Genomic DNA, 23460 nt, shown 5'->3' on the forward strand with positions numbered 1-23460 from the left:
GCAAGGAAAGCTTATATAGTTTACAAACCCTTATTATTCAAGTTATGAATAATTCTACCAAGAAGATTCTTCTCGTTTTCTGTCTTTCAATTATAGGATTCTGTGCCTTTGCACAGGAGCCCACTGCATATCCCACTGGATTTTCGGCTGCAACGCAAAGCGGTACTTCCATCACGTTGAACTGGATAGGCTCTTTAGGTGCAAACCTGCCAAGCGACTATGTAATTCTGGTGCGAGCACTTCCCTCTGGAACATTCACTGCTGTAGCCGATAACAGCGCTATAGCAAATGATAATGATCTGACGGATAATGCAGGAGCACAAAATGTTACCCATGCCGTAGGCGCCAACACCTATACATGGACCGGCCTTCCGCTGAATACTGATTTTGAATTCACTATATATCCTTATAAAACAGGTGGTGCTACGAATCCTGACTTTAAAACATCTCCCGCAGCCCCTACCGCTACAGCCTCTACCAAAGTTCCGACCGTAACAAGCCCTACCGCTACGGGTGTTAATGAAGTTGACGCAACATTAGGTGGTACTGTTACTTCAAACGGCGGTAATGCGTTAACAGAACGTGGTACCGTATGGAAAACAAGTGCCGGTGTTACCATTGCCGATAATAAGCAATCGGAAGGTGGCACCACGGTGAGTACTTTTACGCACGCTCGCACAGTCTTACCATCGGGCACTCGAATCTTTTATGCTGCCTATGCCACCAACGTAGCGGGCTCAGCACTTTCTTCTGAGTCTTCGTTTTATACCTACTCTACTTTGCCAGGTGGCCAACCTGCATCTGTTACAGCTACCGCAGTAAGTAGCACTCAGATCAATCTTACATTTTCAGCATTTAGCACGCTTACGAATACAAATGGATATGTAATTCTCCGTAGAGTTGGTTCAGGTCCTTCTACAGCAAGTGTACAGGACGGTGTAGCACCTACATCACTTGCATTAGGAGCAAGTACATATGTAACTACGATTACCAATTCAGGTACTACCTCTTTCAACGACACAGGACTTAGTGCAGGCACTGATTACTATTACTCGGTTATACCGTTCAACTGGAATACCACAAATTCTGAAACCTATAACTATAGGACATCAGGAGGTTTCACTACTGATAACGATGTTACATTCTCCGGTACATCTGATATAACTTTTACGGGAGGCACTACTGCTTCTATCTCGTATAAGAATTACCAAAGCGGGTCGATTGCAGACAATCAAAGTAACAGTCTTACCCTTGGCGATTTTACAATTCGCGATGGTGGTGGCTCCGCTGATCCTGATACAAAAACAACAATCGTAAACTCTATAACAGTACAAATTGCAAACTTTGCTAACGTAAGATCCATTGCACTCTTCAATGATGATACCGATACTGAAATACCGGGCACCGAGCAAACTGTTAGTGGTACGAACGTAACCTTCACGCCAACGACCCCTATAACGGTTGCTGATGATGGAACTTTTAACATTAATGTACGCGCTACATTTCAGCAAACTGTTACGGATAAACAAACCATTCACATCACTATTACAGGTGTATCGGCTGGTGCTGCAGGATCAGGTTTTGCAAGTGCGAATGCTGGCGGTGCATCCACTACAACTGCGGGTACAACGAACCAAATCAATGTGACTGCAAGTAAATTAGTTTTTCAGGCAAACCCACCGACTACACCGATCAGTACGAACTTCAGTCTCACAGTGCGTGCCCTGGATTCCAATCCTTACAACAACCTTGATCTTGACTATACCGGACAAATTGATCTTACGGGATCCGGAGGTTCAGGAGTATTATCAAGTGGTGCTCAACCGTTGAATCCGAGCCTTGTGGCAGGACAATATACATGGACACAACTACAGTTCAACCTGGCCGGTACCTATACGCTTGATGCTTTTGATGATTTGCATGGTGATGTATTAAATGATGCTACGGGCACAGTAGTGATCAGCAGTGCCGGTGTTAACATAACAAAACCAGCCACGCTTAATCTTTGCTATGGCGGATCATTTCAAACCTTGGGCAACATTGTAATTACAGAAGCTGACCCGGGTGATTTTGCCAACAACGGTACATCTTCTTTTTCGCTGGCATTACCAACCGGTTTTATTTTCGACCAAACCGTTACAACGGCACCGGTAGTGGGTGGTGGCTCCGATATATCTGCTCCAACAACATTAAGTTATCCAGGAGAAAACGTTGTTCAATTCAGCTATAACATTAGCGGAACATCTAACATCAATACGATCACGATCTCCGGTTTAAAGATTCGTTATCCGGGATCAACAGCACCTGCCAGCACGAGTATAACACGTATAGGTGGAACAGCAACCATTGCCGGTGACCCTGTAGGAACGCAACATGGAACTGTAACGGCAGCACTGGGCACACCTCCTCCAGGCTTAGGATTTACAGTATCCGGAGATGCCCTTGTTAACCCCAATGAAACACGTTTCAATCAAAGTTCAAATGCTATACAACTTGATGGATCGCCAGCAACACCCGGAGTCGGAGTATTTACAGGATCAGGAGTAACATTTACTGGTGGTAAATATAAATTCAACCCTTCCTCGCTATCTCCTGGAAATTATACCATTACCTATACCTATACAGATGCATCTGCACAGCAATGTTCGTTTACCTTCTCAAAAACATTTGAAGTTTATGTAACGAACATCTCTGGACTACAAACAAAGTATTGTGATAATGATGCGCAATCACCGGCTCTATCAGTTAGCCCGGTATACATCACCACACGATACGGTGCTGGCTACACTTTTCAGAAATTTGTATACTATAACTATGCATCATTTACACCGGTAGATCTTACAACACCAGCCGCGAATGTCTTTGATCCCAAACTATACGAATCCATTTATATCGCGACTCAGACTTATACTGGTATTTATGGTATATATATAGGGTTCACAGTATCGAACGGACTGTTCACCAGTACAGAGTGGCAATTCGTTACCATCAAGAAAGCACAAAAGCCAAATTTTTCGATGCCGAAAACATTCTTCTGTGCCGATGAACCTCCGGTCGTATTAACCGGAGATCCTGCCAATTCAAATTCAACAGGAACGGATTTCTTCACCGCTTCGGCCGGGAAGCAAACTTCTATTTCAAGTGGAGGAACGCCTACCGTCTGGACGTTTAACCCCGCATCTGTATCGGGAGTGACTACCGCTACACCTGTAAATTTCAATATAACCTATACCTATCAGGATCCGGCAACGCTTTGTAGCAGTACATCCGATCCTCAGGTGATCACAGTCAGTGCACGTCCGTCCATTGTCCCAACGGGGAACATTAGTCCGGGTACAACGATAGAACTTTGTCAGGGCACTACGGTAAGTTCCTTTACTGCATCTTCTATTCCTGGAACAACCTATAGTTGGTATTCTAACAATCCTCCTACCAACCAAGTGGGTATAGGAAATTCATTCCTTCCCCCTGTAAGTAATTTGATTGCCGGAACATCTAATTTTTATGTAACCCGAACGATCAACGGATGCGAGAGTACACAAGCACCACTCTCACTTGCAGTAGTGGTAAATGCAAGTCCAGGTGCGCCAGTATCAGATTTCAGCCGCGAGTATTGCGTTAATCAAGCTATACCAAACAGCGACCTGGTAGTGACCGGATCAAATGTGAAATGGTATGATGCTACAGATGCTCTTATATATTCGGGAAGTAATCCTTCAGCGGCTAACCTGGGAATCAATAATACAGTAGCTGCGATCTATAGCTTTACGGCAACGCAAACTGTAAACAGTTGTGAAGGTGCACGCACAAAAATTACAATTACTGTAAAACCTCTGCCTGGTCTTGATATCATTGCATCTATACCGGATGTAAACAGAATTTGTGTTACAGGAGGCTTTGTTACATTCGAAGCAAGAGATCAAGGTCTTACGGCTCCTAATGGATCATGGTCTGGTTCCGGAGGTATAGGCTCAGCGTTGGTGCCTAATCCTGGCGCAGGTACGGTTCAATTAAATCCTTCTTTGCTTTCACCCGGTGGTTATAATTTACACTTGGTATATCAAAATCCATCAACAACTTGTTCTAATACTCAAGACTTAGCAATTACTATACTTCCTACTATCAATCCTTCTATCAGTATAGGAACTGCTTGTAACGGATTCCCGGTAAGCATTACCAACAACTCAACGATGGTTCCGGGTTCATCAACGTCTACCATTGCCAGTACTGGTTGGACCTTTGGAGATGGAACATCTCTGGTGGCTGGTGATGGAAATGTACCTGCGGGAACAAACCTCGGAAAAACAACGGGTACATATTTTAGTCCAAACCATATTTTCGGTGGCCTTGGAAACTTCCTGATTCAATATACCATGACTACTTCGGATGGTTGTGTTGTTACACCTGCACCAATTCCAGTTACCATTAACCCGAATCCTAACTCTACATTTACATGGGAGAAGGTTTGTTACGATGCTGTAACAGGTTCCAATACTTCTTTCTTTGCCAATACATCCAACATTGCAGATGCGAATATTCAGTCATATACCTGGAACTTTGCAAAAGCAAATCAATTAACTATTGGTACTTCAGGAGTAGGGAAAAATCCTACTGTAAACTATACATCGGTTGGTGTTGATTCCGTGCAACTCATTGTAACGACTATTGCCAACTGTAAGGATACTGTGCAAAAACCAGTGTTCATCGTTCCTGCATATCCTGCGATTACAGAGACAAATTCATACTCACAAGACTTTGATGCCGGTACAGATGGCTGGATTGCTGGTGGTATAAAATCATCATGGGCTTATGGCAAACCATCGGGAGCTGTTATAAACAAAGATGCTTCTGCAGGTGGCGGTGGAAATGCATGGGACACCAACCTCACAGGCAACAGTAATAGCAATGAACAATCATGGGTGCTTAGTCAGTGCTATGATTTTACACAAGCTCAAAAGCCTATCATCTCCCTCGACATCTGGTCTGATACACCTTCCGGAAATGATGGTGCTGTACTTCAGTATAACGAAAATGGAAATATAGAGAACGATGCAAACTGGATTGTCATTGGACAAATCGGACAGGGTGCTAACTGGTATGATGAAAGTGGTATATCCAGTAGTCCTGGTAACCAATCTGCCAACGACTTGGGCTGGACTGGTATATATGGCGGATGGCGCAGAGCGATCTTCAAGTTGGATAACCTGATCGGCAAGCCTAATGTAGTTTTCAGAGTTGCATTTGCAAGTAATATACCGCGTAGAGAAGGGTTTGCATTCGATAATGTTTTCATTGGCGAAAGAACCAGAACCGTATTGGTGGAGAGCTTTACCAACACATCGGCTGCAGCGAATACAAAACTGCACAATGATGCCTTCAGTGCATTCTCCAGTAACTCAACGGAGGTAGCGAAGATAGAATTCCACACAGCATTCCCAGGCGAAGATCCGCTTAACAAGGCGAACGTAGAGATCAACAATTCGAGAACCGCGTTCTATGGAATCACAAACACATCGATGTTTAGTTTAGATGGATCCGTAGTAAATAATGTCGCGGGCCTTACACAATTATATAATGATCGCGTACTAACTCCTTCTGCCGTTCGCATCAACACCGTGTTGGTGAAGGATGGCGAACTTGTAAGGATTCAGACCAGTATCACGAATGCCACCAACCAGACGATTCCAACAGCCGGTATAAATCTATTTACCGCTATTGTTGAAAAGTCCATCACGGAAGCTTCTATGCTGGGAAGTAACGGTGATACAGAATTGAGTTTTGTGGCCAAGGAAATGCTTCCAACAGCGGCCGGTATAAAACTCACCGAAGACATTGCTCCACTGGGCACCATCGCTCTCCCTGAAGTAGTCTGGAATAACAGGAATCTGATTACCAGTGGAAACGGTGCTATCGTGGTATTTTTACAGAGCATTGAAGGCGGAAATAAAAATGTATACCAGGCGAAAATATTGGATGCTACTGTTGAGCCTGATCTCGTAACCGGTATAGAGCATGGATATGCGGCAGAAGTAAATGTTTATCCGAACCCAACACAGGGATTACTAAATATTCAATTGCCACAACCAGCCAGCCAGGCATTGCCGGTAAGTTTACTTGACGGCTTCGGACGCGAAGTATATACCAGTCAATTTAAAAATGGTGAGAATACGAAAGTCATCAGCACTTCGGAATTTGCCGGTGGTATATATATCCTTCAGTTAAAATCTGCAAAAGGAGAAGTAGTCCGTAAGAAAATCATTGTAGCAAACAAGCAGTAGAAAATCATTTTCCTATAAATTAAAAAAGGCTGTTGAACACAGCCTTTTTTAATTTATATATATTCAGGCATAGCGTCCAATACGCGGGTGGTGTTACTATTCCAATCGGTACGAAAAAGAAAATGACGCAAGCCGTTTGTTACCACCAGGAAATTTGCGCGAAGTGTAGCATTGTATACCGATGCCTGTTGAACCGTGCTGTCGTTTATAGGTATATCCGGAGCTTTACATTCAATTACCATCCAAGGTTTACCATCCCGATTGAATACGACAATATCAGATCGCTTTGAAAGTTTATTGTAAGAAAGTCCACCTTCCACTTTAATCAGCGCTTTCGGATACTGCAATTCATTTATTATATAATGGACGAAGTGTTGCCGAACCCATTCTTCGGGAGTAAGCACAAGGTATTTCCTGCGAAGAATATCAAAGATCCAACGTTTACCATCGGCTTGCTTCAGCTGATGATCGAAGGCCGGAAGATTGAGTTGAACCATACGGCAAAGAAACTATTTTTAACTAAAATCTTTTATAAGGCCATGTGAATTGTGAACACAACAATTGTGAGTACAAAATAACAATTCAAAATTAAACCGCTCATCATTACCAATCGCCAATGATTTGGTATTTTTAGAAGTATGAAAACAAAGAAAGAAATAGTAGAAAACTGGCTTCCTCGCTACACCGGCCAGCCGCTCGACAAGTTTGGAGAATATATACTGCTGACCAACTTTGACAATTACGTGAAGATGTTTGCCGAATGGCATAACACACCCATTACCGGACTCGATCGCGCGATGCGAAGTGCTACAGCAGAAGGTATCACCATTATCAATTTTGGTATGGGCAGTCCGAATGCAGCAACCATTATGGATTGCCTCAGTGCGATCCAGCCCAAAGCAGCACTCTTCCTCGGAAAATGTGGAGGTTTGAAAAAGAAAAATGATATCGGTGACTTAATCTTACCGATTGCTGCTATACGCGGTGAAGGAACATCGAATGACTACTTCCCTGCTGAGGTTCCTGCGTTGCCCTCATTTGCCTTACAAAAAGCAATCTCTACAACTATACGTGATTACAAACAAGATTACTGGACTGGCACAGTATATACTACGAACCGCCGAGTATGGGAATGGGATGAAGAGTTTAAAGAATATCTTCGCAAGATCCGTGCGCAGGCTATAGATATGGAAACGGCTACCATCTTCTCTACAGCGTTCTACAACAAAATTCCGACAGGAGCTTTGTTACTGGTATCGGATCAACCGATGGTGCCTGAAGGTGTAAAGACTGAAGTAAGTGATCTGACCGTTACACAAAAGTACGTCGAACTTCATTTGAGAATTGGAATCGATTCATTACGCCAGTTGATCAACAACGGTGTTACGGTAAAGCATCTTCAATACTAATCGCCTGCTCAGGCTATATCTTTTCGGATGGCCTCGCGATTAACACTGAAAAGAATGAGCATCCCTATAATAAAGTATAATCCCAGGGTGAGTGCGCTATAGCGCATGCTCCCTGTTATGTGATCGATGAAGCCATACGAGAATGTACCCAGCACGATGGACAAGTTATAGGTTACATCATAAAAGCTGAAGTAAGACGTGTGGTCCACTGTATCGTGGGGAATAAGTTTTGAATACGTGGCGCGCGATAAGGATTGAATCCCTCCCATTACCATGCCGACTACAAATGCCAGTCCGTAAAACTGATACTCTGTAGTTACATAGTAAGCTCCTATGCATACTCCCACCCAGATGACGATCATGATCATCAAGGAGTATAGATTCCCTTTTGACTGCGATACTTTTGCAAACAACCAGGCCCCTATAGATCCAACCAGTTGGATAATCACCACGGTCATAATCAGGCTGTCGGTTTTCAAGTGTAATACATCGGTACCAAAAAGCGTTGCCAGGTACATCACCGACTGCACTCCCATGTTATAAAAAAAGAAAGCAGCAAGGTATCGCTTCAGGTTTGGAAGGGTATGAAGGCTCCTCCACACCATTCTTATTTCCTCATATCCTTTTGTCCAGATATTGCCCACGGCTTTTCTTGCATACGGATTATCCGGAAGGATCGCGAATGGAATCATCGAAAAACCAATCCACCATACTCCTACTAACAGAAAAGAAAATCGCGTTGCTTCACCTTCCGTTGAAAAATAGAAAAGCTTATGGTTCATAATAATCACCGAACAGATTACCATGAGTATAACACTGCCGTAGTAGCCCATGGAAAATCCTTTTGCACTGGTAACATCATACTTGTCATGACTCACAATCTCGGGCAGGAAAGCATTATAAAAAACGAGGCTGCCGGAGTAACCTATACTTGCCAGAATAGAGCATGCTATTCCCCATTCAAGTGTGTTAATATCATCGAAGAGGTATAGGCCCATACAGGACAAGCTTCCCAACCATACAAAAAATTTCATGAACATCTTTTTGTTGCCGGTATAATCAGCTGCGCCTGAAAGTAGCGGAAGTATAGCTGCGACTATCAGAAAAGAAAAAGACAACGCGTATGAATATAGCACAGAGTTCTGAATGCTGAAGCCTATGAACTGTACCGTATCGGTACCGTTGGTTACCGCAATCGCTTTATAGTAAATTGGAAAAATAGCCGTGGTAATTACGAGAGAATAAACCGAGTTCGCCCAGTCATACATATACCATGCGCGCACAGTCTTCGGATTGTTCAATTGCGCTGCAACGCTTATTCCGTTCATAATAGACTTTTGATTATACAAGATTATGAATTCGGCTCTCAAAACAAAACCCCTTAACAGCATCCCCAATTTTTAAAACAAAGGCGGCTTATTGCACTGCTGCAGGGTTTATATCTGCATCGTACATTTCTATTTCACTTCCGTTGATTCACGAATAATAAGATTGCTTTTTATAACACGTTTTTCAGGTTTCAGATCCTGGTGGCGGATGTGATTGATGAGGATCTCTGCAGCACTTGCACCAATATCATGTGCCGGATGATCGATGCTACTCAGTGAAGGCTCTACAAAGCGACAGAGATTCTCATTGTTAAAACCAAGCACTGCTACATCTTGAGGAATACGGAGTCCGCTCTTCTTCATGATATGAATCATTTCAAGAGCCGCATAGTCGTTGATCGCAAAGATAGCGTCTGGTCGCTGTGGTAAATTGAGAAGGTAGCGTGTATACTCTTCTACTTTATCGCTTCGATAATGAGAATGTACTATATATGAATCCTTCACTTGCACATTATGTTTGCGTAGTGCATCGAGGTATCCGCTCAGGCGACTTCGACTGTTAAATAAATGCTCCGGTCCCGTGACAAAAGCAATGCGCTTACAACCTTGCTCAATCAGATGCTCAGTACCTTCCATGGCAATCTCGTAATTATTTGTAACCACCTGCGATGCTACTATATCTTCGAATACCCGGTCGAAGAATACAAGCGGTATACCTTTTTCGGTTAAGGACACGAAGTGATCGGATCGATCAGTTTCTGTAGAGATCGACACAATGATGCCATCTACTCTGCTGGAGACCAGTGAATGAAGATTCTTCTTCTCTGCTATATAGGATTCGTTCGACTGACAGATCATTACGTTCATGCCCGCCATGTCTGCTTGCTTTTGTATACCACCAATGGCACGCGCAAAAAAACGATTTATAGTCTCAGGCACGATTACTCCTATAGTATTGGTTTTTTGTTGCTTGAGATTTATAGCAAGCGTATTCGGTTCATATTGCAACTGACTGGCTAGATCAAGAATTTTTCGTTTTGTCTCCGGATGAATATCGGAGCGGCCGGCCAGTGCGCGTGATACAGTTGATTTCGAAATGCCCAACATACGGGCAATGTCTTTAATAGTAATGACTTTCTTCTGCATGAGCTTCAGGTGGAAATCAGGATCTCATAAAAATAGCATTTGTTCCCGTTCCCGGGAACGGTCTCGGAAAAATTTTGTAAAAAATGTTTCAACAAAAGCAGGAATACTTGAAAAAAAGTTGAAAATTAGATCAATCAATCGATTTCGTAATATGAATAAGCCTATACCAGTTACAACTATTTATTCAGAAAGCGCCTCAAAATTCCCGGGAACATCAAAGGATGCTTCAGACATAAACCTTCTCATGGACCGGATCCTTCAGAAAAACGACTACGCAGCCTTCCAGAAATTGTTTACAGATATGTACCCGCATCTGTGCGTTTTCTGTGTCAAGTTTGTGCATGTAAAGGAAGTGGCTGAAGAACTTGTGAGCGATGTGTTCTATACTATATGGAAGAACCGCGAGCAGATTACCATGACATCGCCTAAAGCGTATCTATATACTGCAGTGCGCAATCGCGCCTTTGATTATCTGCGCAAAATAAAGAAAACGATCTGGTGCGACCTGGACGAAATCACGCAGCTGGCCGCTGAAAACATTGACAGTCAGGAACTGCTGATTCAGCAGGAGTTTAATTCCCGCGTAGAAAAATCAGTCGCCAGTTTGCCCAGACAATGCCGGCTGATCTTCGAACTGAGCCGTGACCATGGGTTCAAGTATAAAGAAATTGCCACCAAGCTTAATATCAGCATCAAGACTGTAGAAACACAGATGAGCCGGGCACTGAAGCACCTTCGCGGTTCTCTGCGTGCTGCTTAAGTATACTTTGCCCTGATAAAAATTCATTCATTTTTTATTCAGGGTAATACGATCATAAATTCGTCTTTTCATTAGTATACAGTATTTAAATGAAAAGACTGAACACGCAGGAATGGTCTCTTATTAAGCGGTATCTTAAGGCAGAAACCAGCCAGCAAGATTTAGCCAAACTGGATATACTCTGGGCTGAAAACCCCTCGCTGAAATCAGAAGTTGATCAGCTCTCCGATAAACTTCCTTTACCATCATTGGACGAATTTGACGCAACGAGAGCGTTCGAAAAATTACACAATCGCTTTAAGAGAGAAGATTTGATTTAACTTATTTCTTCTTTCTGCCAGCCAGCCACACCAATCCATCTATAATGAATTGATTTTGATTATCGTTTTCAAATGTGAACGATAACGTTTTGTCCGTCCCCTTTTCGTAATCTATATCGTTGTGGCCCATATTTATATAGATCATTCTATACTTAGTATTAGTCCATGCAACAGGGTAGTAGCCATTGTGCCAGACCTCATGTTGCTTTGGACCGGTGCCCAAAGGAAAACTCGTGGAGTCAATTGACAACAATATTTTTATAGCAGGATTTTTACGCAAGTCGTTTTTCCAACTATACCATTCGTTTGGTGATGACTTAAAAGTTACCGGAAGACGTTTCGTTACCGGATGCTTTCTGTCTTCTATACGAAGTATAGCGGAAGTAGGTCGCCATGTATTTCCCTTATACTCACCCGCACCAAGGAAGTCTGAATGATACCAGTCCCAATTCTGAGGATAGGCAGACGGTGTAAGCGCAAAGCCAGCAAAGTGAAATCCCATCCAGGCTCCACCTTGTTCCATATACTTGCGAAAAGCATCGCGTTGTGTAGTTGAGTCCGGACGCGTATCTAAAAATAATACAACCTGGTAATGCGAAAGATACTCTGCATTCAGTTTGTTCCAGTTATTGGTGGAATCATATCGAAAATTATACTTTGCAGCAGCCTGTGTAAACCATCGGTTCGCTTCGTGTACATAGCTAATGTGCGCGGCATCATGCTTTGCCGTATAGAATGCCAGCACATTAAATTGAGTACTCTGTGCATACACAGCAGAACCCGAACAAACGCAAAGTATATAGCACGCTATACTATATACCAAACAAAGCAGGCATTTGCTTATATACATGTATAATATTTTTCATCTTCACTATTTATACAAGACTGGCGCAGCATTCAACATCGCGAATTGACGTTGGTGCCAGTATGGATAGATTACTGGCACTTCGCTGGCAGCATCAAGTTTCTTAACCTGTTCGGTAGTCAGATTCCATCCCACTGCACCGAGGTTCTGTTTCAGTTGTTCTTCATTTCGAGCACCTATAATGATGTTGCAAACCGTTGGTCGCTGCAAAAGCCAGTTTAATGATATCTGTGCTATACTCTTCCCTGTTTCTTGTGACAACTCATCGAGTACGTCAATGATTTTATAAAATACATCGTCTGAAACAGCAAACGCGGGAACCGGACTTCCGCCTTGAGCGATCCGTGCATCCGCAGGCATTGGTTGATTGCGTCTATACTTACCACTTAAAAGCCCGGAGGCCAGTGGGCTCCACACGATGGTGCCGACATTCTGATCAATACCGAGTGGCATAAGTTCCCATTCGAAATCGCGGTTCACCAGCGAGTAATACGCTTGATGCGCTATATATTTTGTCCAGCCGTACCGTTCGGAAACCGAGAGAGACTTCATCAAATGCCAACCTGAAAAATTAGAGCATGCTATATAACGAACCTTACCACTTTGCACAAGGGTATGTAAGGCACTAAGTGTTTCTTCTACCGGAGTATTGGCATCAAAACCATGCAGATGGTATATATCAATGTAATCTGTTTGAAGTCTCTTCAGACTTTCTTCACAAGCACGTATCAGGTGATAACGCGAAGATCCATAGTCATTGACACCCTTCCCGGTTGGAAAAGTAGCTTTTGTGGAAATCAATATTTTATCACGCTGTCCCAGTATAGCTTTTCCGAAGATCTCTTCCGAGAGACCGGCAGAGTATACATTCGCAGTATCAAACATATTTACACCAGCATCGAGGCAAAGATTTATCAAGTGCCTGGCTTCTTCTACTTGCGTAGCGCCCCAGGCTTTAAAAAAATCGCCGTGTCCTCCGAAGGTAGCAGTTCCAAAGCTTAATACAGGTACTCGTAAACCTGATGCTCCCAGTTGTCTATATTCCATGGTTGTTTATAACTTTTAAGATTATACTAACGCATACTTGTGATTAATCAGATATGCCTATATAAAACTAAAAATTAAAAAGAGAAACTACCATTTCATTATTTAAGTGGAAACCTTTGTATACATCCGGAAGAGTGACACCATATTGTAATACAATTTGAATTACTCATCTTTAAGGCATTTCACCGGATTGACGCGGGCTGCTTTAATGGCCTGTACCCCTACCGTTATCCAGGCTGTGAGCAAGGCCATAATGCCAGCTCCTACAAAGTACCATGCGGTAAGATCGATCTTGTACGCAAAATCACTCAACCAGAATTTTAAAAGTATATAACTCACCGGGCAGGCTATACAAATTGCCAGAATAACCATTTTAGTGAAGTCGCCAGAGAGTAAGTATACTATACCGAATTCACTTGATCCCAATACTTTTCTGATGCCTATTTCTTTTAGCCTTCTTTCTGCGGTAAAGGCAGCGAGACCAAATAATCCCAAACATGATATAAGAATGGCGAGGCCTGCAAAGTACCGCGAAAGCAATGCTACACGTTGTTCCGCTACATATTGCGCCTGATACTCGTTATCCAGAAATTTATACTCGAATATAAAGCCGGGGTTCACTTTCTGATAGTAATCTTTAATTCGTCCGATTGTTTCTGCTTCAGCACCTGCAGCAAGTTTGCTCATAACAAGATAGGTATCACCGGGTTCCAACCTGAAAAACACCGGCTTCACTTTTTCGTGCAGTGATTCAAAATGAAAATCCTTTGCAACACCGATGATCTGCATCTCTTCACCCCATAGCTTTACAGTCTTTCCTATCGGATCTTTCAATCCCATAAATTCGATCGCTGCTTCATTAAAAATGATCTTCGAACTATCCGCGCCAAACTCTTTAGAAAACGTACGCCCTTCCTTCATTTCTATCCCCAGCGTTTCCATCATGTCGTAATTAACGGTGAAGTTTTCAAATTCTGTAGCATCGTCCTCCGCTTTACCTTCCCATACAACACCATAGGTACCGCTGTTATGCCCTGTCATCGTATGACTTATACTCGATGAGCTCATTACTCCCGGTATCGCACGTATACCTGCGATAAAACTCTCGAGTGGTTCTTCTTGCCACATCTTTCCTTCACGCGGAAAATATAGGACGTTATCTTTGTTATACCCGAGGTTTTGAGATTGCACATACTCGATTTGTTTATATACCACGAGTACCGAAACGATAAAGATAACCGACAGTGCAAATTGAAAAACTACTAATCCTTTCCGTGCCCACAACTCCCCTATTGCAGTATTAATTTTTCCTTTCAGAACTGTAGCGGGATTAAATCCTGACAAATATAGAGCGGGGTAACTGCCGGCAGCAATACCGGTAAAAATGGAGACACCAATACAGGAAAGGATCAACGCTGGATTAAAATTCAAAGCGAGATATTTACCTGTAATAATATTAAAATGTGGAAGCGCTATATCTACGATAAGAATGGCTAACAACAGTGACAGGAAGCTTAACAACAGCGACTCTCCCAGGTATTGATAGATCAATGTCTTACGAGCCGCCCCTACTGCTTTTTTTATACCTACTTCCTTAATTCTACGCGAAGCTTTGGCAGTAGACAAGTTCATAAAATTGATGCACGCAATTACCAATATAAATATAGCGATGATAGAGAATAGCTTGACGTATGTGATTCTACCACCTGTCAGTACACCATTCTCATATTTACCATAGAGATAGTTTTTAGAATATTGCTTCGTAAATAGTGTACGGTGTGTTACGTTATTATCCGTTTTTACTTTTACCAGGTCTTTTATCTTTTGATCAAAAGCCTTTACATCCGTACCTTCTTTTAGCAATATATAGGTAAGTACTGACGTGCTGTTCCAGGTTTCAAGAAAACTTCTTCCTTCTTTAAATTTTTCAAACGAAAGAACAAAATCGAATTGGTCGGATGCATTGAGCGGCATTTTCTTAAATATACCGGTAACAAATAATTTTGACTCATTATCAAGTTCAATCGGTTTGCCGATAAGGTTTTCGGTGGTATTAAATAACCGGATTGCCAATGCATCTGATATCACAATGGAATTCTTATCCGTCAATACATTATCACGGTTCCCATCGATCAGTCTATATGAGAAAATTTTGAAATAGTTTTTCCCTGCAGACCGTCCCAAGGTTTTGAGATTAGTATCGTCAACCGAAAGCGTTATTCTATCGGGTCGGGTAACCGAAGCTGAGTACTCTACTTCCGGCATTTCGCTGGTCAAGGTTTCTGCCAGTGGCCCAGACGTAGTGGGAGATGTCCATATCCCATTCGACTTTACACGGTGCTCCTGCACCTGGTATAACTGACTATCCTTCTCTAGAAATTTATCAACGCTCAGTTCATCCTTTACCCACAGGTATATTAACAGCGTACAAGCCAAACCTGTGGATAATCCAATCAGGTTTATGAAGAAAGTGCTTTTAAACTTTTTAAAGTTTCTATAGATGAGGAGCAAGTTGTGTCGCAGCATACCTGTATAAGTATAATTGTTTTAATTCAGTTTACCAGGAATTTTACGTTCCCAATAAACCTATACGAAACAAATGCCATGATCCAAAAGCTGCATTTCCGAATCAATTTGCTCTTTACCCTACGTGTTCAAAAGGCAAGTGCCCATTCATAGAAAATAAACTGTTCGAAAGCGATCATTTGTGTCGCTATAGTTAAACAATTATGCTACCGTACTTGCTGGAATCACAAATTGAAATTATTCATTGTATCCGGGCAAACTTGTATCCTTTAAACGCTCCAGCTGCTCAGTTAAGTTAGCTTCACGTTCCTGTAATTTTTTTAGTGCGTTGGCCAAAGCAGAATTGCTTAGTTGATTCTCCTTATTAAGTTTTTCTTCCTGCTGTAGTTTCAGGTAAAGAGCCTTTTGTTCTTCTTCCAATTGTTTGATCCGTTCTCCTGATTCTATTTCCCTGCGCTGGATTTCTTCTTGTGTCGATGAAAGCTCTTCCATATTCTGACGCATTTCTTCTTCAGCAGCACGCATGATTTCAGCTTGCCGTTGAGAGTCCGTTAAAAGATGGTGCATTCTGTCGGTAGTTCTTACACTCTGCAAGGCTGCAGCAACAAACTCTCCTGCTTTTTCAAGAAATGATACCTCATGCGCTTCAAATTTATTCAATCCAATAAGCTCAATGATCGCTTCAATTTTACCGTTGTATTTCAGCGGCACTATCAGAACACAACCCGGAATGGTTTCACCCATCCCCGAACTAATATAGGCATATCCTTTCGGCACTTTCGTAAGCATTGTTGTTTCGCCTTCCAGAAAAGCTTGTCCGATCAAGCCAACGCCAATATCAATTTTACGCTCTATATATTTCTTACGGTCGTACGCATAACACGCCATCAGTTCAAGATATTCAGTTCCATTTGCATCATTCAACACAAATAATCCGCCCTGCTGCGCTCCCATATACTTGGTCAGGTATATAATAATCTCCCCGGAGAGATCCGATAAGTTTTGCTGATGGTTTCTTACGATCTCGGTAAATTTCGTTAAGCCTTCATTGCTCCATAACCGCTTCTCTTCATCCTTCTTTAGCTGCTTGAGTTGATCACGCATTTTTGTAAGTCTTCCCGCAAGGTTTGTTTCATTGAGACTTTGATTTGTTTCGTTTAGCTCTGCCCACGTAGCATCATACTTACCCTGCGATATACTTTCAATGAATTGACTTGCGTTTTGAAAATTGCGAATAGAGTGTTCGATTACTTCTTCCGGTCTATGAAATTCGACAGCAGCCCCAGGATTAAATACATATTGACGATTATTCTTTTCGAGATCAGACAACAGCGTAAGTCGTTCCTTGCCATCATTCCTTAATTTCACTACGATAAACACTAATGTCGGCAGGCCAATCAACAGAATAAAAATCTGTAGATATAGGTTATTGTCCATAGCTGCTTTATAGCTCGCCTCAGCTTCCTGGTTCATTGCATTTTCATATGTAAGGATTTTACTTCCTACATCTTTCCAGTGCGACCATAGCTGTAATCCTCGGTCCTCCTCAAGCATTTGCTGAAAAGCATTCATACTATCCAACTTTACCATCTCGACCATCTTAAAACAGTATGTACCATAGTCACTAAAATCTTTATGGAGCTCCTGCAATTCAGACACATCATAGGATTGTTCTTGGAGATCTGTCTTCAACATTTGAAATAAAGAATCAGTATTCGAAGTCGCTCCTTCCAGCGGCCCCAACATGGCGGGGTTCTTTGTTACTCCATACGCTCTAAGTCCCAGGTCCATACTATGCAAAAGATAGCTGACAAGATTATCCGTTTGTTTAATTATACCTTCGGATTGTTTACGAATCGCATTGTTCCTGGCGATTGTATCCCTGTTCTTGTAAATAGAGAGTGCATTTACGATTAGCAAAACTGCTACAAGCGTAACGGCCACTACGATGGTGTTCTTCCTGATAAACTCTTTCATTCAATGATTGGATTAAGCCTTTGACACTATATACATACCCACAAAGATGGTAGGAAGAATAAAGTCGTGAACACCGGGTTATCCATGAGGTTGTGATAGATTAAATACAGATTAACAACTCCGTATTTTCACCTAGCTACCAAAAATTGTTGCTACAGAGCACTTAACAGGTCAATGAAAACAACGGGGTAGCGGGATAAGAGACAAAAAAAAGTGAGAATTAAACGGTAACGGCTAAAATCTCTTCATAAAGACAACTGTTAATATTAGTGAAGCCTTTATGAAGAGATATAGTATATATAGCGGGTATGAACAGACTAAGCAGCCATGGCTGATTTTTGTAAAACAAATCGGTAGTACAAACGTGATCTGTCTTTTAACGTGCAATGGAATTTAGATCCTACAACGCCTGCAAATTCATTAAAAAGTTTTTGCCAACGTGGTGGAACGAGCGACTCGATATGCTTTTTCTTATTCTCATCTTCTGCTTCAATGGAACGAACAACATTGTCGCTGATATCTTCTTCACCGAGACAATCCAGCCCCGAGGCAAGCAGCTGTTCCTTGAATACAGCCATGTTTTCTTTCGATCTGAAATCAACCAATAGCAAATATCCTCCAGGCTTAAGAACACGCCTTACTTCATCTAAAAACTTCTCAACCGATCCATAAGCGTGACTTGATTCAACGTTGAGCACTACATCTACAGAATTATCAGCCAACGGTATACTTTCTGCACTTCCCTGAATAAATTTAAGATTAGACGAGTTGTGAAGTTTGCTTGCCAGATCAACCGCACTTTGTGCCAGATCCATACCAATATAAAGTGAGGGGCTAAAGAAAGAGGTTACATGCTTGGCTCCGCCTCCTCTGCCACTTCCCACTTCAAGTATATGTTTTCCCCTTATTTCGGCCATGGAGGCGAGATAGTGGTACATACACAAAGGATAAAACTGTGTCCCTTGATGTTGTGTGATGCAAAGTTTGCTTTCTTCTTTTGTTGCAATATATCCGTAGTTCATGAATTGCCAGTTGCTGGCAGGGATATACTTCGCTAAGATCTCGTACGTGATTTTTGCGTTCAGTCTTTTAAACCAGGCAAAACGCTTTAGGACATAGATGATAAAATTAATCATTTAGAATAGGTGTTAGGGTATGTTAACGTTGTAAATCTAAGTTTTTTCAAAAAAAATATTTCTCGTTTTTTGGTCATCCTCTTACATTTAAGAGATAAATTATTGAAGGGGAAGATTTACCGAAATGATGCACTGTTGGATGTAGCGAAGTTCTCGTGTCTTTTTGTGACGTTGTCCAATCACCATCAGAAAGTTCATCATAAATCGCAATCCAGTTGCGATGATAGGTTCATATCACAGGTCTCCAATACGATATACTTATGAAGTAGCATCGTGATTGAACGTTGGCAAATGATATAGCATGTTGCGGATATAGCTTTTGTGGAATTCGAAATGCTAGTAGCTACATTGTTTAGTGTTTAAACATTTACCAATCTCTTGCACATAAAGTAAATCCGCATCTATAGCGCTTCCGTTTACACATTTATTAAATCGCTATAGGAAGAAAATATCTCTTTACTATTCAACAACAGATCACTAGATTTAATAACCGTTGTTCCGCCAGTGCATATACACTGGTTGGATCAGGATATAGTTTAATAAGTTATTTATTCTCCGGCCACCAGGAAGATCCCTTCCAAGCACGAAGCATAAGGTGGTGGAGTTGTAAGCGTTTGGTAATAACATTGTTCAAATGAAATTCTTGAAGAATCTTTCTATTCGAAATAAACTTATCCTCCTCATCGTACTTCCTTTTTCCATTGTTTTATACTTTCTGCAAAAGACCATTACAACACAGCTGGAGTTACGGAAGACAAACATTCAAATCGCTCAGAATCTTCAGGCAACTGCAAAAATTGGAGACCTCATTCATCAGCTGCAACATGAGCGCACAGCGGCAGTTATTTTTTCGTCAAGTCGTTCACCTGCTGACAAAGAGGCCTGGCAACAGCAAGAAGGACAAACCAGCAAGACACTCGCAGATCTACAGGAATTTTATCATCGCTTTAAAAACAACGGTAGGGATATTGATTCTCTTACCGCAATCATAAAGCTTCGAAGCAACGAATCCACACAGACCCAGCATAATGTGGACAGTATCAATCTCTGTTTGCTCAATATTATAAATGATATCGGTGAAGCTGCCGAAAACATTGATATAAAGAAACAATTAGAATGCCTCCAATTTTTATTGTACGCGAAAGAATTTCTGTCGCAAATCAGGAATGACTTATTCCTCGCTGCAAGTAGCCAGGGCTTTCAGGGAAATGGCTATGGCAATTTCTCGGCAGTAAAAGGAAAGTTTGATATCAATTTATATAAGTTCAAAAAGTATACTTCACCCGCGCTTCTGCAATATGTGCAAACAAGTTATATATCAAACCCATCAGTCGTGCAGACGCAATCTGCTATAGACTCTGCTTTTATACGTGGATTTACAACAATGACTGCGTTAGACTCCAAAGAATGGCTGGCGAATGTAAATGCTTCCGTCAATACACTCTATACAATTGAAGCCAAAATACTGGACACCATTCAGGAAAATATAAATCTGGAATTAAAAACCATTACATCATCGCTGATTAGGAATAGTATACTTGCCCTTCTCGTAGTATTTACGCTCCTCGTTATTTCGCTCATCACCATAAAAGAAGTTGCAGGGTCCATTGGTAAAATGAAAGACGCCACGGAACGCGTTATGAATGGCGATATAAACTTCAAGCTTGATATTTCAACGCAAGATGAAATGGGACAACTGGCCACGTCATTCAACCAAATGATTGCTGTATTTAAAGGATATGTGCAGCTTGCTGACGCTATAGGCAAAGGCGATTATCATGCTGAAATAACGGTGCGAAGTGACCTTGATATTTTAGGAAAGGCACTCTATAATATGAAGAAAAATCTTCGGACACTCTCCGAAGAAAAAGAAACGCGAGCCTGGCTCCTGGCCGGAAATCATGAGTTGAATAATGTGCTACGTGAAGAAAAAGAAATCCACATCCTGGCCAATGATATTATAGCACAAATAGCAAACTACCTGAAAGCACAGGTGGGTGCTATATATCTTCTGGAAAACGGCCATCTATATTTAACCGGTAGTTATGCACTTCAAACTACCACTGACAGAGAATCATTTGTATTAGGACAATCGCTTGTAGGCCAGGCAGCGCAAAGCAATAAGTATATAGTGGTTGAAGACGTACCGGAGGAGTATATGAAAATCTCTTCGGCAACAAGCAACCGAACCCCCGGAAATATACTCGTATTTCCTTTCATGTACATCGGCAAAGTAAAAGGTGTGTTGGAAGTTGGTGCCTTACATCCCTTCACTCCTCTTGCACTTGAATATCTGCAGATGATTGGAAACAATATAGCGATAGCATTCAACTCATCGCAGTCACGTGTGCAGCTCAAAGCACTATTGGAAGAAACGCAGCACCAGGCAGAAGAACTCGAATCGCAGCAGGAAGAACTCCGGCAATTCAACGATGAGCTCCTTGAGAAACTTGAATCTATTGAAAAATCGGAAGCAGACTTAAAAGCACAACAGGAAGAATTACAGGAGTCCAATGCGCTGCTTGAAGAAAAAGCCAATTTACTGGAGAATGAAAAAGAGCAGCTTGAAAAAGCAAAAGCAGTAGTTGAGGAACAAGCGCTGGAGTTTGAATCCGTTAGTAAGTATAAATCAGAATTCCTGGCGAACATGTCACATGAGTTGCGAACGCCTTTGAATAGTATACTTATACTCACACAGCTGCTTCTCGAAAACAAAAATGATTCACTTACTGAAAAGGAATTAAAATACGCACATGTTATTTACAACTCCGGGAACGAGTTGCTTACGCTGATCAACGATATACTCGATCTGTCAAAAGTAGAAGCAGGAAAAATGGATCTCGAGATTGACAAATTTTCATTCGGGGAAATTGTCAGTGACCTCTCCATGATGTTCGCACAGGTAGCAAAGAATAAATCCATCGAATTTAAAATCGATATTACACCAGGCTATAATAAAATCATTGAAACCGATAAGCAACGGCTGGTACAAATCCTTCGTAATTTACTTTCTAATGCTTTCAAATTTACTCCGACAGGTGGCACAGTCTCATTGGCCATTCATCCACCCCTTGCCAATGTAGAGCTACGTGCTATAAAAAGAACTACACCCGATGTTGTTGCATTCTCAGTGATTGATACTGGCATAGGAATTCAAAAAGACAAACAGGAAATTATATTTGAAGCCTTCCGGCAGGTAGACAGTACCGATAAACGCAAGTATGGCGGAACCGGATTAGGACTCTCGATATGCCGCGAACTTTCCGGATTGTTACAGGGCGAAATACACCTTGAAAGTGAAGAAGGTAAAGGAAGTACATTTACACTATATCTGCCGTTGATTCATCCCGAAAGCACAGAACCTTCAATAGCGACCACTGCATCCGCAGAAGCAAAAACAAAAGACATACTACCTTCGGCATCAAATCTTGAAAAGATCTATGCAGCAGTGGAAGAAGAGACCGATGACGATCGTGCTATACTGGAAGAAAACAGCCGGACGGTCCTCATCATTGAAGATGATAAAGAATTTGCACAGGTCTTACTTTCATTTGTACGCGAACGACACTATAAAGGTATTATAGCACATCGCGGAATCACGGGGTTGCACTATGCCCGGCAATATAAACCCGATGCTATATTACTGGATATGAAGTTACCGGATGTCGATGGAACAGAAGTACTCCGACAGTTGAAGAGCGATCCGAGTCATCGCCATATACCTATACAAATCATTTCCGGGTATAGCATGAAGAAGGAAGCGATGAAGCTCGGTGCGTTTGACTTTGTCAAGAAGCCGGTGCGAAAAGAAGACATGCAAAAGGTATTCGATAAGTTAGAAGACTTTGCAAATCGAAAGTATAAACGACTGCTGGTTATTGAAAGCGATCCGCAGGGTAATCAAGCCATGCGTGAGATGATTGGCAATGGTGATGTTGAATGCATCCCTGCATATTCATGCGATGAGGCTTATCGGATCATGACGGATGGTACAGTGGATTGCGTAATCATTGATCTCAGTATGCCGGATGTATCGTGCTTTACCTTCCTGGAAAAGGTTAAGTCGAACGAACAGTTGAATACTATACCGGTGATTGTTTATGCTGCTCAGGATCTCACTGAAGAAGAGAACAAAAGACTTACGAAACTTGCCAATACCGTGGTGCTAAAAACGGCATACTCGTATGAACGTCTGCTGGATGAAACCACGTTGTTCCTTCACCGCGTAGAAGCACATTTGCCTCAGGAGAAACAAAATATAATCCGGAAACTACATCGCTCGGATGCTTTACTGGAAGGCAAAACCGCTTTGATTGTAGATGACGATATGCGCAATATATACTCCCTCACCAATGTATTGGAGGAAGAAGGTCTAAACTGTCTCACAGCCGAAAATGGTAGAGAGGCAATCAACGTGCTGGAGAACAATCCCAACATTGATATTATACTTATGGATGTTATGATGCCTGAGATGGATGGCTACGAAGCCACCACCGCCATTCGTAAATCAGGAAAGTATAACCGGTTGCCTATTATAGCATTAACGGCCAAGGCAATGAAAGGAGACCGCGAAAAATGCATCGCAGCAGGTATGTCCGATTACATTACGAAGCCCGTAAATACACGGCAGCTGCTTTCGTTGATGCGGGTATGGCTATATAAATAAAC

Annotated in this window: 13 protein-coding genes; 5 read left to right on the plus strand and 8 right to left on the minus strand. The window is 41.9% G+C overall.

From position 1 onward, the window contains the following. Positions 1 to 44 precede the first annotated feature (44 nt). Positions 45 to 6278, plus strand: a complete 6234-nt coding sequence (locus tag B5Y40_RS26110; RefSeq protein ID WP_079689801.1) for a T9SS type A sorting domain-containing protein — start codon at positions 45 to 47, stop codon at positions 6276 to 6278. 53 nt (positions 6279 to 6331) lie between these two features. On the opposite strand, the gene B5Y40_RS26115 is transcribed toward B5Y40_RS26110, so the two are convergent. Continuing rightward, on the minus strand, positions 6332 to 6775 hold the full coding sequence (locus tag B5Y40_RS26115; protein WP_079689802.1) for a type I restriction enzyme HsdR N-terminal domain-containing protein: 444 nt from the start codon (positions 6773 to 6775) through the stop codon (positions 6332 to 6334). A gap of 141 nt (positions 6776 to 6916) precedes the next feature. On the opposite strand from B5Y40_RS26115, the gene B5Y40_RS26120 reads away from it, so the two are divergent. Continuing rightward, the gene (locus B5Y40_RS26120) at positions 6917 to 7687 is read left to right on the plus strand and encodes an AMP nucleosidase (protein WP_079689803.1); all 771 of its coding nucleotides are present in this window, start codon (positions 6917 to 6919) and stop codon (positions 7685 to 7687) included. A gap of 8 nt (positions 7688 to 7695) precedes the next feature. On the opposite strand, the gene B5Y40_RS26125 is transcribed toward B5Y40_RS26120, so the two are convergent. Next, positions 7696 to 9015: an MFS transporter gene (locus tag B5Y40_RS26125; RefSeq protein ID WP_079690020.1), complete on the minus strand. Its 1320-nt coding sequence runs from the start codon at positions 9013 to 9015 to the stop codon at positions 7696 to 7698. Positions 9016 to 9144: 129 nt separating this feature from the next. Continuing rightward, positions 9145 to 10161: a LacI family DNA-binding transcriptional regulator gene (locus B5Y40_RS26130; RefSeq protein WP_079689804.1), complete on the minus strand. Its 1017-nt coding sequence runs from the start codon at positions 10159 to 10161 to the stop codon at positions 9145 to 9147. 151 nt (positions 10162 to 10312) lie between these two features. On the opposite strand from B5Y40_RS26130, the gene B5Y40_RS26135 reads away from it, so the two are divergent. Both B5Y40_RS26135 and B5Y40_RS26140 read left to right on the plus strand, forming a co-directional pair. Further along, positions 10313 to 10921: an RNA polymerase sigma-70 factor gene (locus tag B5Y40_RS26135; protein ID WP_159453818.1), complete on the plus strand. Its 609-nt coding sequence runs from the start codon at positions 10313 to 10315 to the stop codon at positions 10919 to 10921. 89 nt (positions 10922 to 11010) lie between these two features. After that, the gene (locus B5Y40_RS26140; protein WP_079689805.1) at positions 11011 to 11241 is read left to right on the plus strand and encodes a hypothetical protein; all 231 of its coding nucleotides are present in this window, start codon (positions 11011 to 11013) and stop codon (positions 11239 to 11241) included. A gap of 1 nt (position 11242) precedes the next feature. Here the strand turns inward: B5Y40_RS26140 and B5Y40_RS26145 are convergent, their stop codons facing one another. From B5Y40_RS26145 to B5Y40_RS26165, 5 genes are all read right to left on the minus strand, one after another. Further along, complete coding sequence (locus B5Y40_RS26145) at positions 11243 to 12091, minus strand: ThuA domain-containing protein (protein ID WP_079689806.1); 849 nt, start codon at positions 12089 to 12091, stop codon at positions 11243 to 11245. 21 nt (positions 12092 to 12112) lie between these two features. Further along, a complete protein-coding gene (locus B5Y40_RS26150; protein ID WP_079689807.1) occupies positions 12113 to 13153 on the minus strand; it encodes an aldo/keto reductase in 1041 nt (346 codons plus the stop codon). A 162-nt stretch (positions 13154 to 13315) separates the two neighbouring features. Next, the gene (locus B5Y40_RS26155; protein WP_079689808.1) at positions 13316 to 15679 is read right to left on the minus strand and encodes an ABC transporter permease; all 2364 of its coding nucleotides are present in this window, start codon (positions 15677 to 15679) and stop codon (positions 13316 to 13318) included. Between the two features lie 237 nt (positions 15680 to 15916). After that, complete coding sequence (locus B5Y40_RS26160; protein ID WP_079689809.1) at positions 15917 to 17656, minus strand: GAF domain-containing protein; 1740 nt, start codon at positions 17654 to 17656, stop codon at positions 15917 to 15919. Positions 17657 to 17973: 317 nt separating this feature from the next. Next, on the minus strand, positions 17974 to 18792 hold the full coding sequence (locus tag B5Y40_RS26165) for a class I SAM-dependent methyltransferase (protein WP_079689810.1): 819 nt from the start codon (positions 18790 to 18792) through the stop codon (positions 17974 to 17976). Positions 18793 to 19426: 634 nt separating this feature from the next. Between B5Y40_RS26165 and B5Y40_RS26170 the strand changes: the two genes are divergently transcribed. Continuing rightward, positions 19427 to 23458, plus strand: coding sequence for a response regulator (locus tag B5Y40_RS26170; RefSeq protein ID WP_079689811.1), 4032 nt, complete (start codon positions 19427 to 19429; stop codon positions 23456 to 23458). Positions 23459 to 23460 lie beyond the last annotated feature (2 nt).

The sequence above is a fragment of the Ohtaekwangia koreensis genome, assembly GCF_900167975.1.
GTDB classification, from domain to species: domain Bacteria; phylum Bacteroidota; class Bacteroidia; order Cytophagales; family Cyclobacteriaceae; genus Ohtaekwangia; species Ohtaekwangia koreensis.